The organism is Flavobacterium sediminilitoris (assembly GCF_023008245.1).
Taxonomy (GTDB): domain Bacteria; phylum Bacteroidota; class Bacteroidia; order Flavobacteriales; family Flavobacteriaceae; genus Flavobacterium; species Flavobacterium sediminilitoris.
The window spans coordinates 2410043-2423591 of sequence record NZ_CP090145.1 but is presented as its reverse complement, the minus strand read 5'-3'; the positions used below and the strand labels follow the sequence as shown (position 1 = coordinate 2423591).

Below are 13549 nucleotides of genomic sequence, written 5' to 3'. Positions count from 1 at the left end.
CTATATAGTTTCTACATTTAGGAACTATATAGCATTTAAATTTTAACCATCAATGGTTTTCAACCTGTTTTCTAAAATACTTCTTTCTAAAAAATATTTAGTATAAAATAAATATGCAATTGTTTGAGAAAAAGCATTTAAATATTTAAAAGTTAATAAATTTAAAAATTGCATATCTAGCACAAGAAACAAATGCGCCATTAATAATGAGAATACTGCAAAAACTAAATATGTATTTTTCCTATAGCTAGAATAAATAAATAAAATTGCTGTTAAAACCGTCATAACAAGGAGTGAAGTTCCAAAAATCATGAAGTACAAAAATTCATATATTGAATCAAATTCTAATAAATTAAAGATATTGAATAGCAAATAAAACAGAATAGAAGATAACATAATTAATGTTACATCTAATTGTTTTAAATTTCTAGTTTTCATTAAAATCCTAAAATCTTCATAAATAAAATAAATTATTATAAAGTTTGGAAACAATAAAAATGATAAACCTGCAAAAAAACAATCCTTAAAATTTATTAAAAAGAACATTTCTCCAATAAAAAAAAACACTAATGATTTTACAAACAAATAATTGAATTCATTTTCTTCTTGTGTAAAATAATAAAAAATAATAGCGGGTATAAATATTGGTTTTGTAATCAACGTAAGCATTTCACATTGCATTATAATTGACAAAACATATAAAACTGCTGAACAAATATATAAATAAAGAGATGCGTTAAGTTTAATCATTAATCAATACATTAAACTCTTGCTCATTAATAATTGGTATTCCTAGCTTATTTGCTTTTTCTAATTTAGCTGGTCCCATATTATCGCCCGCAATTACATAATCTGTTTTTGAGGATATTGAACTTCCTACTTTTCCTCCATTATCTTCAATTGCTTTTTTTAGATTGTCTCTAGAATAAATTTCAAAAACTCCAGAAACAACAAATACTTTCCCTGATAATTTATCCGATACATTCGTATTTAATTTTTCATCTAATTCAAATTGTATTCCACTACTTTTAAGCCTTTCTATAATTTCAATGTTTATTTCATTTTCAAAAAACAAGACTACACTTTTTGCAATTTTTTCTCCAATTTCATCAACTAGAATTAAATCCATTAAACTTGCAGAAGCTATTGCATCAATATTTTTATAATGTTTAGCTAGCTTTTTAGCCACAGTTTCTCCTACATATCTAATTCCTAAAGCATATAAAACACTATCAAAAGGAATGCTTTTAGATTTTTCGATTCCGTTAATTAAATTCTCAGCAGACTTCTCTGCCATACGTTCAAGTGGAATAACTTGGTCTTTAGTTAACTCATATAAATCTGCATAATTTTTTATTAAACCTGCATTATATAAAAGAGCAACCGTTTCACCTCCTAAACCATCAATATCCATAGCTTTTCTAGAGATATAATGTTGAATTCTTCCTATAATTTGAGGTGGACATCCATAAAAATTAGGACAATAATGATTTGCTTCTCCTTCAATTCTAATTAATTCCGTATTACATTCTGGACAATGCGTTATATAAGTTGTAGGTTGATTTTCTAATTTTCTTTCCTCTAAATTAACTCCAATAATTTTAGGAATAATCTCTCCTCCTTTTTCAACAAAAACACTATCTCCTATTCTAATATCTAATTTTGCAATTTGATCCGCATTATGCAAAGAAGCTCTTTTTACAATGGTTCCTGCTAATTGTACTGGTTCAAGATTAGCAACTGGTGTTATTGCTCCTGTTCTTCCTACTTGATAAGATATAGAATTTAAAATTGTTGTAACCTGTTCCGCTTTAAACTTATAAGCAATAGCCCATCGTGGTGATTTAGCTGTATAACCTAACTCTTCCTGATATTGAACTTGATTTATTTTAATTACAACTCCATCAGTTTCATAAGGTAATTCATGACGGTGTGTATCCCAATAATTAATAAATTCAAAAACTTCATTTATACTTTTTACCAATTTAGATTCATTTGGTACTTTAAAACCCCAATCTCTTGCTTTTTGTAATCCTTCAAATTGAGATTTAATAGGTAAATTATTCCCTACCAAAGTATACAACAAACAGTCTAATGGTCTTTTAGCAACTTCTGCACTATTTTGCAATTTCAAACTTCCTGAAGCAGTATTTCTAGGGTTTGAATAAGGTGTTTCTCCTATTTCAATTAACTCTTGATTCATTTTCTCAAAGCCTAAAAAAGGAAGAATTATTTCTCCTCTAATTTCAAATTTCTCTGGAAAATCATTTTTTAATTTTATAGGAACCGATTTTATTGTTTTAACATTATTTGTAACATCATCTCCTTGAAAACCATCTCCACGAGTAACTGCTCGCTTTAATTTACCATTTTCATATTGAATACTTATTGAAGCTCCATCATATTTCAACTCACAAGTAAATTCTAAATCAACATCACCTAATATTTTTTGACATCGTGTTTGCCAATCTAGTAAATCTTCTTTCGAATAAGAATTATCTAAAGAATACATTCTATATTCATGCTGAATAGTATCAAAATTCTTTGTAATAGCTCCTCCTACTCTAACTGTTGGTGAGTTTTCATCATAAAATTCAGGATATTTTGCTTCTAAATCTTGTAATTCTTTTAATTTCGTATCAAATTCAAAATCGGAAATTGTAGGTTTATCTAAAACATAATAATTATAATTATGCTGATTTAATTCTTCTCTTAAAACCTGAATAGATTGCAAAATATCCATAAAAATATTATTGATTTAATAAATGTTCTAATTTTGTAAAAAGTTCACCTTTACTAATAATTCCACCTTGTTTAATTATTGAAAAAAGAGCTCCATTTCGATCATCAGAAATGTCTTTTCTTCCTTTTTGAATTTCAATTACGTCTGAAAAAATATTTTCACTTAACCAATTTATTCCATCTGTTGAAAGGAAATCAACAGATTCTTCTTTTGTATTAATTACATAAGAATAAACTATATTTTCTACACATTTAAATAGAAAAATATAATTTTTAGAAAAGTGGTCTATAAAATTAACATTAGAAACAGCTCTATCCCATATCATATCTGAAAAAATATCAATTTCTTGCGATACTATTTCTGAGTTATTTTTTTTTAATTCATCCCATTCCTTTTTATCAATAGATTGTGTTGCTAAAAAAGTAATAAATTCTGGGTGAAGTTCTTCTAATTGTTCTTTTGTTAGTCTAGCGTACTTCATGGTGTAAATATAAAAAAAAAGCCCTCCAATAATGAAGGGCTAACTATAATTTTTTTTATAAAATTATGCTTTTTCTGCAATAATTTCATAAGGTAATTCTACAATTACATCTCTATGAAGTCTAACACTAGCTGTATATTTACCAACACGCTTAACTACACCACTTGTAATGAATTTTTTATCAATTGATTGACCGTTTTTCTCTAATATTTCAGCAATATTAGCATTAGTAACAGAACCAAATAATTTATCACCACCTGCTTTTGCAGAAATTTTAATATCTAAAGCTCTTAATGACTCTGCAACTTTCTTAGCATCGTCAACAATTTTTTGCTCTTTATGTGCTTTTTGTTTTAAATTTTCAGCTAAAACTTTTTTTGCTGATGGAGTTGCTAAAGCTGCAAATCCTTGTGGAATTAAATAATTACGACCATAACCATTTTTTACAGTTACAATATCATCTTTAAATCCTAAATTCTGTACGTCTTGTTTTAAAATAAGTTCCATGTTGTTGTCCTTATATTTTTAGAAGTTAGGTTTCATTTTAACTGAAAACCAACAACTGTTATTTTTAATTATTTTAATAAATCAGCCACATATGGCATTAAAGCTAAGTGACGAGCTCTTTTAACAGCTACAGACACTTTTCTTTGATACTTTAATGAAGTACCTGTTAATCTTCTTGGTAAAATTTTACCTTGTTCGTTAACAAACTTTAATAAGAAGTCAGCATCTTTATAATCGATATATTTAATACCTGATTTTTTGAAACGACAGTATTTTTTTTGCTTGTTAGTTTCTATATTCAAAGGAGTAAGATATCTAATATCTCCCTCTTTTTTCCCTTTTGCAGATTGCTCTAAAGTTGACATAATTAGTTTGATTTAGATTTTAATTTTACTCTTCTTCTTTCAGCCCAAGAAATTGCATGCTTATCTAAAGCTACAGTTAAGAAACGCATAATACGCTCGTCACGACGGAATTCAGTTTCAAATCCAATGATTATATCTCCTGGAGCTTTGAATTCAAATAAATGATAAAATCCGCTTTTTTTGTGTTGAATTTCGTAAGCTAATTTTTTCAAGCCCCAATCTTCTTTCGATACCATCTCAGCCCCTTTAGAAGTAAGAAAACTTTCAAATTTACTTACTGTTTCCTTTATCTGTTGTTCAGATAAAACGGGATTCAAGATGAAAACAGTTTCATAGTGATTCATAATAAATTATATTAATTTGTTTAAAATTGAGTGCAAAAATAGTCAATTTATTTTAAATAACAATTTATAGTTCATTTTTTACACAAAAATTACGCTTTTATTTGCTGTATTAATTTTTTTGCTATACTTTTATCATTAAATTATAGGTATATGAAGTTGAATTGTATAGTTGTTGATGATAGTGCAATACAAAGAATGACGATAACAAAGCTTGTTAATGAATCCCCAAATCTTAATTTAGTTGGTGATTTTGCTAATGCGTTAGAAGCAAAAAATTCTTTAAATAATAATATTGTTGATTTAATATTTTTAGACATAGAGATGCCTCTAATAAGCGGTTTTGACCTATTAGATGGACTAAAAGTTAAACCCCAAATAATCTTTATAACTTCAAAAGCTGATTATGCTGTAAAAGCATTCGATTATGAAGCAACAGACTTTTTGCAAAAACCAATTTCAAAAGAGCGTTTTTTAAGAGCTGTTAAAAAGGCTATTGAATTACATCAATTAAGAAATGATTCTCATGAAGAATTAGGTGAAACTATTATTATTAAGAGTAACTTAAAAAAATTAAAAGTTTTTACTCATAAAATAAAATGGATTGAAGCCTATGGTGATTATATTAAAGTTGTTACTGATGAAGAAAGCCATCTAGTATTATCCACAATGAAGTCATTTGAAAATGAATTACCTCAAGGAAAGTTTATTCGAATTCATAAGTCATACATTGTAAATTTAGATAGAGTTGAAAAATTCAATAGCAAATTTGCAGAAATTGATGGACAAAAAATCCCTATTAGTAGAAATAAAAAAGATGTAATTAGTAAAGCCATTGAAGCTATCTAATAATAATCTACATTTATTGATACCTTAATAGACCTATATTGAGCAATCGATTCAAAGCTCTTCAAAGTACTTTGTATCGTATTCTTTGTTTTTCCTAGATTAGCATTTGATGGAATTTTTATTATAATCGTTCTTATATACTGATTTCTTATTCTACTAATAGCAGGTTCTTCCGGTCCTAAAACAGGAATTTGTAAATGTTGAACTAACACATTGTACATCCATAAAGATCCTTCTTTTAATCTTTCAAAATCTTTATGTTTTAACGTTAATCTAATTAATCTAAAAAATGGTGGATATTTAAAATTTTGTCTATCATATATTTGCTCGTTATACATAGAGGCATAATCATTAGACAAAACTTGCTGAATTGTATTATGATATGGATTATATGTTTGTATAATTACATTTCCTTTTTTCTCTTTTCGTCCTGCTCTTCCTGCTACTTGAATCATCATTTGAAAAGCTCTTTCATAGGCTCTAAAATTTGGTTGATTTAATAAATTATCTGCATTTAGAATTCCAACTAATGTTACGTTATCAAAATCCAACCCTTTAGCTAACATTTGCGTTCCTACTAAAATATCATACTCTCTATTCTTAAATGAATCAATAATCTTTTCGTAACCAAATTTACCTCTTGTTGTATCTTGATCCATTCGTCCAATAGTATTATCTGGAAAAATTGATTTTAACTCTAATTCTATCTGCTCTGTTCCAAATCCTTTAGTCGATAAATCTACTGACTGACAACTATGGCAATGCGTTGGATTTGATATTGTATAACTACAATAATGACACCTTAACTGATTTTTATACTTATAATATGTTAAGCTTACATCACAACTAGGACAATGTGGAACATGACCACAGGTCATACATTCAACAAATGGAGAAAAGCCTCTTCGATTTTGAAATAAAATAACTTGTTCTCCTAATGACAAAGTCTCTTGAATTTTATTTAATAATACATCAGAAAAATGACCATTCATCTTTTTTCTAAAATATTTATCTTTAATATCTACTAACTCAATATCTGGCAATACTACATTACCAAATCTTTCTTTAAGTTCTACTAAACCATACTTTCCAATTTTAACATTATAATATGATTCTAAACTAGGCGTAGCACTTCCTAACAATACTTTTGCATTATGCTGTTTTGCCAAAACAATGGCTGCATCTCTAGCATGATATCGTGGTGCAGGATCTTGTTGTTTAAATGTCTGTTCATGTTCTTCATCTATAACAATAAGACCTAAATTAGAAAAAGGTAGAAAAAGAGCACTCCTAACACCAATAACAACTCTAGCTTTATCTGAATTAATTAAAACATTATTCCAAACTTCAACACGCTCATTATTTGTATACTTAGAATGAAAAACAGAAACCTGATTACCAAAATATGCCGTTAACCTTTGAACTAATTGAGTTGTTAATGCTATCTCTGGAAGAAGAAACAAAACTTGTTTATCTGCTTTTATATAATCTTCAATCAACTTAATATAAATTTCTGTCTTTCCAGAAGCAGTAACACCATGTAAAAGTGTAACATCATGTTTTTTTTCATTTAATTTAATTGACTCAAAAGCTTTCAACTGAAAATCACTCAAATCAAAGGAAGAAGAATTATCCTTTTCAAATATCACTCTATCTTCATTTAAACAATATTCTTCAAAAACTTCTTTATCTATCAAACTTTTAACTATAGAAGTACTTACTCCTGAAAAATCGACAAGTTTTTTTATTAAAATTGGCTTCTTTTCATACGCATTTAATTGGAAATATTTTAAGATAAGTTCATGTTGCTTTTTTGCTTTAGATAAACTTTTTAATAATTCAACTAATTTATCTTCAATTAAAAATTCATCCTTAATTTTAACATACTTAGCAACCTTAGGCTTATAAGTTTCTGAAATTTCTTCTTGTAAAATTAAAAATCCTTTATCTAATAATTTATTTATAACAGGAAAGATCGTTTTCTTTCCTAAAATCTTACTTATTTCATTTAAAGTAATTGAAGATTGACTATGTAAAGCTTCAACAATTAAATACTCATCATCTGCTAAACTTAACTTATCAATAAAATTATCTGATATCTTAATCGATACAATAGTCTCACTCTCAAGAATATAACTAGAAGGTAATGCAGATTTAAAAACTTCACCGATAGTACACATATAATAATTAGCTATCCATTTCCAATGTTCAATCTGAAATGTATTAACAATTGGAATATCATCTAAAATTTGATGAATCTCCTTTGGCTTATATAATTCTGGCAAAACATGATGCTTATCAATTACTAATCCTGTAAAAATTTTACTCTTACCAAAAGGAATAGCAACCCGCATTCCAATATTAATATACTTAAATTCGGCTTCCGAAACCTCATAAGTAAAAGACTTTTGGAGAGCTAATGGTAAAATGACTTCTATAAAATACTGCATAAAACAAATATAGTTTTAAAATAGTAATAAATCAATTCAATAAATAAGGATAAGCACTAGTACCTACTTAAGATATTAGTAATCATTTAAAAATAGCGAATATCCAATAAATTTTAAAAACAAAAAAACCCTAATCGTACTGATTAGGGTTTTTAAAAGAAAGGCGGCGACATACTCTCCCACAGGATTGCAGTACCATCTGCGCAGGTGGGCTTAACTTCTCTGTTCGGAATGGGAAGAGGTGAGCCCCACCGCAATAACCACCTTAAGAGGTTATAATTGCTTTAGGCAACTATTTGTAATATACATTTATTTTTCAAAATGAATAACTACAATAATATCTTAACATATTGAGACAAGAAAATCTATTTTTTACAGAAAGTTTCTCCCTGCGCCTTGCGGCGCAGGAAAAGCGTACATAAGCTTACGGATTATTAGTACTACTCGACTATGACATTACTGCCTTTACATCTATAGCCTATCAACGTGGTCATCTTCCACGATCCTTAAAAGAAATCTCATCTTGTGGTGGGTTTCGCGCTTATATGCTTTCAGCGCTTATCCCTTCCAAACGTAGCTACTCTGCAGTGCTCCTGGCGGAACAACAGATACACCAGAGGTTTGTCCAATTCGGTCCTCTCGTACTAGAATCAGATCCACTCAAATTTCTAACGCCCACAGTAGATAGAGACCGAACTGTCTCACGACGTTCTGAACCCAGCTCGCGTGCCACTTTAATGGGCGAACAGCCCAACCCTTGGGACCTTCTCCAGCCCCAGGATGTGACGAGCCGACATCGAGGTGCCAAACCCCCCCGTCGATATGAGCTCTTGGGGGAGATCAGCCTGTTATCCCCGGCGTACCTTTTATCCTTTGAGCGATGGCCCTTCCATGCGGAACCACCGGATCACTATGCTCTACTTTCGTACCTGATCGACCTGTATGTCTCTCAGTCAAGCTCCCTTATACCATTGCACTCTACGCACGGTTACCAAGCGTGCTGAGGGAACCTTTAGAAGCCTCCGTTACTCTTTTGGAGGCGACCACCCCAGTCAAACTACCCACCAAACAATGTCCCCCACTTAAGCGGGGTTAGGCCTCAGACAAGCAAAGGGTGGTATTTCAACAATGACTCCACAACGCCTAGCGACGCCACTTCAAAGTCTCCCACCTATCCTACACATCACGTGTCCAAGGTCAATATTAAGCTATAGTAAAGGTGCACAGGGTCTTTTCGTCCCACTGCGGGTAATCGGCATCTTCACCGATACTACAATTTCACCGAGCTCATGGCTGAGACAGTGTCCAGATCGTTACACCATTCGTGCAGGTCGGAACTTACCCGACAAGGAATTTCGCTACCTTAGGACCGTTATAGTTACGGCCGCCGTTTACTGGGGCTTCAATTCAATGCTTCTCCGAAGATAACATCTCCTCTTAACCTTCCAGCACCGGGCAGGTGTCAGGCCCTATACTTCATCTTACGATTTTGCAGAGCCCTGTGTTTTTGATAAACAGTCGCCTGGACCTTTTCACTGCGGCCAGCATTGCTGCTGGCGACCTTTCTCCCGAAGTTACAGGTCTATTTTGCCTAATTCCTTAGCCATGAATCTCTCGAGCACCTTAGGATTCTCTCCTCAACTACCTGTGTCGGTTTACGGTACGGGTACTTATAATCTAAGTTTAGAAACTTTTCTTGGAAGCCCTTAGGCACACTATCCCTTTGTCCGAAGACTCCGAGTACTATCGTATTTCACCATTCTCTACGGATTTGCCTATAGAGAATATAGTTAGGTACTTCAACGAACTATTCCGTCAGTTCGCGGTGCTTTCATCACTCCGTCATTCCATCACAATTATAAGTAGTACGGGAATATTAACCCGTTGGCCATCGACTGTCCCTTTCGGGTTCGCCTTAGGACCCGACTAACCCTCAGCTGATTAGCATAGCTGAGGAAACCTTAGTTTTTCGGTGTGCGGGTTTCTCGCCCGCATTATCGTTACTTATGCCTACATTTTCTTTTCTAAACAGTCCAGCAATACTCACATATCACCTTCAACCCAGTTTAGAATGCTCCCCTACCACAGATTAATCTGTCCATAGCTTCGGTAGTATACTTATGCCCGATTATTATCCATGCTCGTCCGCTCGACTAGTGAGCTGTTACGCACTCTTTAAATGAATGGCTGCTTCCAAGCCAACATCCTAGCTGTCTAAGCAGACAAACCGCGTTTTTTCAACTTAGTATACATTTGGGGACCTTAGCTGATGGTCTGGGTTCTTTCCCTCTCGGACATGGACCTTAGCACCCATGCCCTCACTGCTGAGCATCATTATATAGCATTCGGAGTTTGTCAGGAATTGGTAGGTGGTGAAACCCCCGCATCCAATCAGTAGCTCTACCTCTATATAACTAATTCAGCGCTGCACCTAAATGCATTTCGGGGAGTACGAGCTATTTCCGAGTTTGATTGGCCTTTCACCCCTACCCACAGGTCATCCCAAGACTTTTCAACGTCAACGGGTTCGGACCTCCACTGTGTGTTACCACAGCTTCATCCTGCCCATGGGTAGATCACACGGTTTCGCGTCTACCATTACTGACTATGGCGCCCTATTCAGACTCGCTTTCGCTACGGATCCATACCTGAAGTACTTATCCTTGCCAGCAACGGTAACTCGTAGGCTCATTATGCAAAAGGCACGCCGTCACCCCACGAAAGGGCTCCGACCGCTTGTAAGCGTATGGTTTCAGGATCTATTTCACTCCGTTATTCACGGTTCTTTTCACCTTTCCCTCACGGTACTGGTTCACTATCGGTCTCTCAGGAGTATTTAGCCTTACCGGATGGTCCCGGCAGATTCACACAGGGTTTCACGTGCCCCGCGCTACTCAGGATACTGCTATCTATATCTTCTCTTACCTATACAGGACTATCACCTTCTTTGGTTAACCTTTCCAGGTTATTCTAATTCAATCCGCATAGAATGTCGCAGTCCTACAACCCCAAAATTGCCGTAACAACTTTGGTTTGGGCTAATCCGCGTTCGCTCGCCACTACTTACGGAATCACTTTTGTTTTCTTCTCCTCCGCCTACTTAGATGTTTCAGTTCAGCGGGTTTACTCTCCTATCGGAGTACTATGTCTTCAACATAGTGGGTTGCCCCATTCGGATATCTACGGATCAATTCGTGTGTGCCAATCCCCGTAGCTTTTCGCAGCTTATCACGTCCTTCATCGCCTCTGAGAGCCTAGGCATTCCCCATACGCCCTTATTTTGCTTATTGTACTTGTTTTTCAAATGTTATACGAATATAACACCCGAAATTTGTGCTTTCTATTATATTTTTATATTTTCTTTTTTCAATATGTCAATGAACTTTTATACTTTCTTACAAAGTATTCGTGGAGAATATCGGAGTCGAACCGATGACCTCCTGCGTGCAAGGCAGGCGCTCTAGCCAGCTGAGCTAATCCCCCATTTAGTAGTCAATAGTTAACAGTTTGCAGTTAACAGACTTCAAACGGCTTACTCAACCTCTAAAATTTCCTATAAAAACTCGAAAATTGTAGTCCCGGGCAGACTCGAACTGCCGACCCCTACATTATCAGTGTAGTACTCTAACCAGCTGAGCTACGAGACTCTGTTTTCTTTAGTTTTTATTGTTTTTTGAACTAACAGCGAGAGTAAAATCAATCTCTTATACATACAACTTTATCTTTTCTCTAGAAAGGAGGTGTTCCAGCCGCACCTTCCGGTACGGCTACCTTGTTACGACTTAGCCCCAGTTACCAGTTTTACCCTAGGCAGCTCCTTACGGTCACCGACTTCAGGTACCCCCAGCTTCCATGGCTTGACGGGCGGTGTGTACAAGGCCCGGGAACGTATTCACCGGATCATGGCTGATATCCGATTACTAGCGATTCCAGCTTCACGGAGTCGAGTTGCAGACTCCGATCCGAACTGAGACCGGTTTTGAAGATTCGCATCATGTCACCATGTAGCTGCTCTCTGTACCGGCCATTGTAGCACGTGTGTGGCCCAGGACGTAAGGGCCGTGATGATTTGACGTCATCCCCACCTTCCTCGCGGTTTGCACCGGCAGTCTCGTTAGAGTTCCCGACATTACTCGCTGGCAACTAACGACAGGGGTTGCGCTCGTTATAGGACTTAACCTGACACCTCACGGCACGAGCTGACGACAACCATGCAGCACCTTGAAAGACGTCCGAAGAAAAATCTGTTTCCAAATCTGTCGTCTCCCATTTAAGCCCTGGTAAGGTTCCTCGCGTATCATCGAATTAAACCACATGCTCCACCGCTTGTGCGGGCCCCCGTCAATTCCTTTGAGTTTCACACTTGCGTGCGTACTCCCCAGGTGGGATACTTATCACTTTCGCTTAGCCACTCAAACCGAAGTCCGAACAGCTAGTATCCATCGTTTACGGCGTGGACTACCAGGGTATCTAATCCTGTTCGCTACCCACGCTTTCGTCCATCAGCGTCAATCATTTAGTAGTAACCTGCCTTCGCAATTGGTATTCCATGTAATATCTAAGCATTTCACCGCTACACTACATATTCTAGTTACTTCCTAAACATTCAAGCCCTACAGTATCAATGGCAGTTTCCTAGTTGAGCTAGAAGATTTCACCACTGACTTATAAGGCCGCCTACGGACCCTTTAAACCCAATGATTCCGGATAACGCTTGGATCCTCCGTATTACCGCGGCTGCTGGCACGGAGTTAGCCGATCCTTATTCCTACAGTACCGTCAAGCTGCTACACGTAGCAGTGTTTCTTCCTGTATAAAAGCAGTTTACAACCCATAGGGCCGTCTTCCTGCACGCGGCATGGCTGGATCAGGCTTGCGCCCATTGTCCAATATTCCTCACTGCTGCCTCCCGTAGGAGTCTGGTCCGTGTCTCAGTACCAGTGTGGGGGATCTCCCTCTCAGGACCCCTACCCATCATTGCCTTGGTATGCCGTTACCATACCAACTAGCTAATGGGACGCATGCTCATCTTGTACCGTTGGAACTTTAATAATCAGAAGATGCCTCCCGATAATACTATGAGGTATTAATCCAAATTTCTCTGGGCTATCCCTCTGTACAAGGTAGATTGCATACGCGTTACGCACCCGTGCGCCGGTCTCAAGTTAGCAAGCTAACTCTACCCCTCGACTTGCATGTGTTAGGCCTGCCGCTAGCGTTCATCCTGAGCCAGGATCAAACTCTTCATCGTATATTTTAATTTTGTACGATAATCGCTGACGTATAGTCTAATTCAATTTACTCTCTTTTACTTTATAACTTAAATCACTTTAAGTTATGCTGTCAATCCAATATGTCTATGAACGTGTCATTCTTTTTTATTCCGCTATTCTCTCGTTTAGCGGCTGCAAAACTACAACCTTCTTTTTAATCTCGCAAGCTTTTTTTGAAATATTTTTTAAAAGTTTTTCTTAAAATTAATCCCTAAAAAATCTTACTCAATATGTATCAGAACTTCGCTTGTTTAGCGGGCTGCAAAGGTAATTCTTTATTTTGAAACTGACAAACTTTTTTTGAAAAAAATTTTCTTTTTTTTGTCAACTTATAACCTTCATTATCTCTCAAAAAAATCACTCATGAACTTCGCTTAAACTTCATCACCTCACTCCTTATCTCTAAAGCATTTCAGTGAAATTGTTTGCGGGTGCAAAAGTAACTCTTTTTTTGAAACTGACAAACTTTTTTTGAAAAAAATTTTTCTTTTTTTATCAGCTAAATAACTACCGTTATATTCTCAAAATCTTTATATGAAC

The 13549-nt window shown here is 34.9% G+C and carries 8 protein-coding genes, 2 tRNA genes and 3 rRNA genes; 1 reads left to right on the top strand and 12 read right to left on the bottom strand.

The annotated features are described in order from the left end of the window. Nucleotides 1-42: 42 nt before the first annotated feature. The 6 genes from LXD69_RS11080 to rpsF all read right to left on the bottom strand — a co-directional run bounded on the left by LXD69_RS11080 (nucleotide 43) and on the right by rpsF (nucleotide 4440). On the bottom strand, nucleotides 43-750 hold the full coding sequence (locus LXD69_RS11080; RefSeq protein ID WP_045971790.1) for a hypothetical protein: 708 nt from the start codon (nucleotides 748-750) through the stop codon (nucleotides 43-45). Next, nucleotides 743-2743 (bottom strand): NAD-dependent DNA ligase LigA, encoded by a 2001-nt coding sequence (gene ligA / locus LXD69_RS11075; protein ID WP_246915407.1) that lies wholly within the window; start codon nucleotides 2741-2743, stop codon nucleotides 743-745. The genes LXD69_RS11080 and ligA overlap by 8 nt, the downstream gene beginning before the upstream one ends. A 7-nt stretch (nucleotides 2744-2750) precedes the next feature. Further along, the gene (locus tag LXD69_RS11070) at nucleotides 2751-3224 is read right to left on the bottom strand and encodes a DUF6495 family protein (protein WP_045971794.1); all 474 of its coding nucleotides are present in this window, start codon (nucleotides 3222-3224) and stop codon (nucleotides 2751-2753) included. Nucleotides 3225-3287: 63 nt separating this feature from the next. Further along, on the bottom strand, nucleotides 3288-3731 hold the full coding sequence (gene rplI, locus LXD69_RS11065; protein WP_045971796.1) for a 50S ribosomal protein L9: 444 nt from the start codon (nucleotides 3729-3731) through the stop codon (nucleotides 3288-3290). Nucleotides 3732-3799: 68 nt separating this feature from the next. Beyond that, nucleotides 3800-4096 (bottom strand): 30S ribosomal protein S18, encoded by a 297-nt coding sequence (rpsR, locus tag LXD69_RS11060; RefSeq protein WP_045971798.1) that lies wholly within the window; start codon nucleotides 4094-4096, stop codon nucleotides 3800-3802. A 2-nt stretch (nucleotides 4097-4098) separates the two neighbouring features. Next, nucleotides 4099-4440 (bottom strand): 30S ribosomal protein S6, encoded by a 342-nt coding sequence (rpsF, locus tag LXD69_RS11055; RefSeq protein ID WP_045971800.1) that lies wholly within the window; start codon nucleotides 4438-4440, stop codon nucleotides 4099-4101. Nucleotides 4441-4590: 150 nt separating this feature from the next. Here rpsF and LXD69_RS11050 point away from each other — a divergent pair, with 150 nt between their 5' ends. Continuing rightward, entirely contained in the window at nucleotides 4591-5286 is a 696-nt protein-coding gene (locus LXD69_RS11050) for a LytR/AlgR family response regulator transcription factor (protein ID WP_045971802.1), read from the top strand. Here the strand turns inward: LXD69_RS11050 and priA are convergent. From priA to LXD69_RS11020, 6 genes are all read right to left on the bottom strand, one after another. Further along, nucleotides 5283-7736 (bottom strand): replication restart helicase PriA, encoded by a 2454-nt coding sequence (gene priA / locus LXD69_RS11045; protein WP_246915405.1) that lies wholly within the window; start codon nucleotides 7734-7736, stop codon nucleotides 5283-5285. The two genes, LXD69_RS11050 and priA, sit on opposite strands and share 4 nt — an antisense overlap. 158 nt (nucleotides 7737-7894) lie before the next feature. Further along, nucleotides 7895-8004: ribosomal RNA gene (gene rrf / locus LXD69_RS11040) — 5S ribosomal RNA — on the bottom strand. 146 nt (nucleotides 8005-8150) lie between these two features. Then, nucleotides 8151-11026 (bottom strand): 23S ribosomal RNA (locus LXD69_RS11035). Between the two features lie 119 nt (nucleotides 11027-11145). Next, nucleotides 11146-11219: transfer RNA gene (locus LXD69_RS11030), tRNA-Ala, on the bottom strand. Nucleotides 11220-11309: 90 nt separating this feature from the next. Then, nucleotides 11310-11383, bottom strand: a tRNA-Ile gene (locus LXD69_RS11025). Between the two features lie 86 nt (nucleotides 11384-11469). Further along, nucleotides 11470-12987 (bottom strand): 16S ribosomal RNA (locus LXD69_RS11020). The 16S, 23S and 5S rRNA genes sit together here with 2 tRNA genes alongside, the layout of an rRNA operon. Nucleotides 12988-13549 lie beyond the last annotated feature (562 nt).

What these genes read in the sequence shown, in the direction of transcription:
- LXD69_RS11080 (WP_045971790.1), bottom strand. Translation starts at nt 750, where the DNA reads ATGATTAAACTTAACGCATCTCTTTATTTATATATTTGTTCAGCAGTT.
- ligA (WP_246915407.1), bottom strand. Translation starts at nt 2,743, where the DNA reads ATGGATATTTTGCAATCTATTCAGGTTTTAAGAGAAGAATTAAATCAG.
- LXD69_RS11070 (WP_045971794.1), bottom strand. Translation starts at nt 3,224, where the DNA reads ATGAAGTACGCTAGACTAACAAAAGAACAATTAGAAGAACTTCACCCA.
- rplI (WP_045971796.1), bottom strand. Translation starts at nt 3,731, where the DNA reads ATGGAACTTATTTTAAAACAAGACGTACAGAATTTAGGATTTAAAGAT.
- rpsR (WP_045971798.1), bottom strand. Translation starts at nt 4,096, where the DNA reads ATGTCAACTTTAGAGCAATCTGCAAAAGGGAAAAAAGAGGGAGATATT.
- rpsF (WP_045971800.1), bottom strand. Translation starts at nt 4,440, where the DNA reads ATGAATCACTATGAAACTGTTTTCATCTTGAATCCCGTTTTATCTGAA.
- LXD69_RS11050 (WP_045971802.1), top strand. Translation starts at nt 4,591, where the DNA reads ATGAAGTTGAATTGTATAGTTGTTGATGATAGTGCAATACAAAGAATG.
- priA (WP_246915405.1), bottom strand. Translation starts at nt 7,736, where the DNA reads ATGCAGTATTTTATAGAAGTCATTTTACCATTAGCTCTCCAAAAGTCT.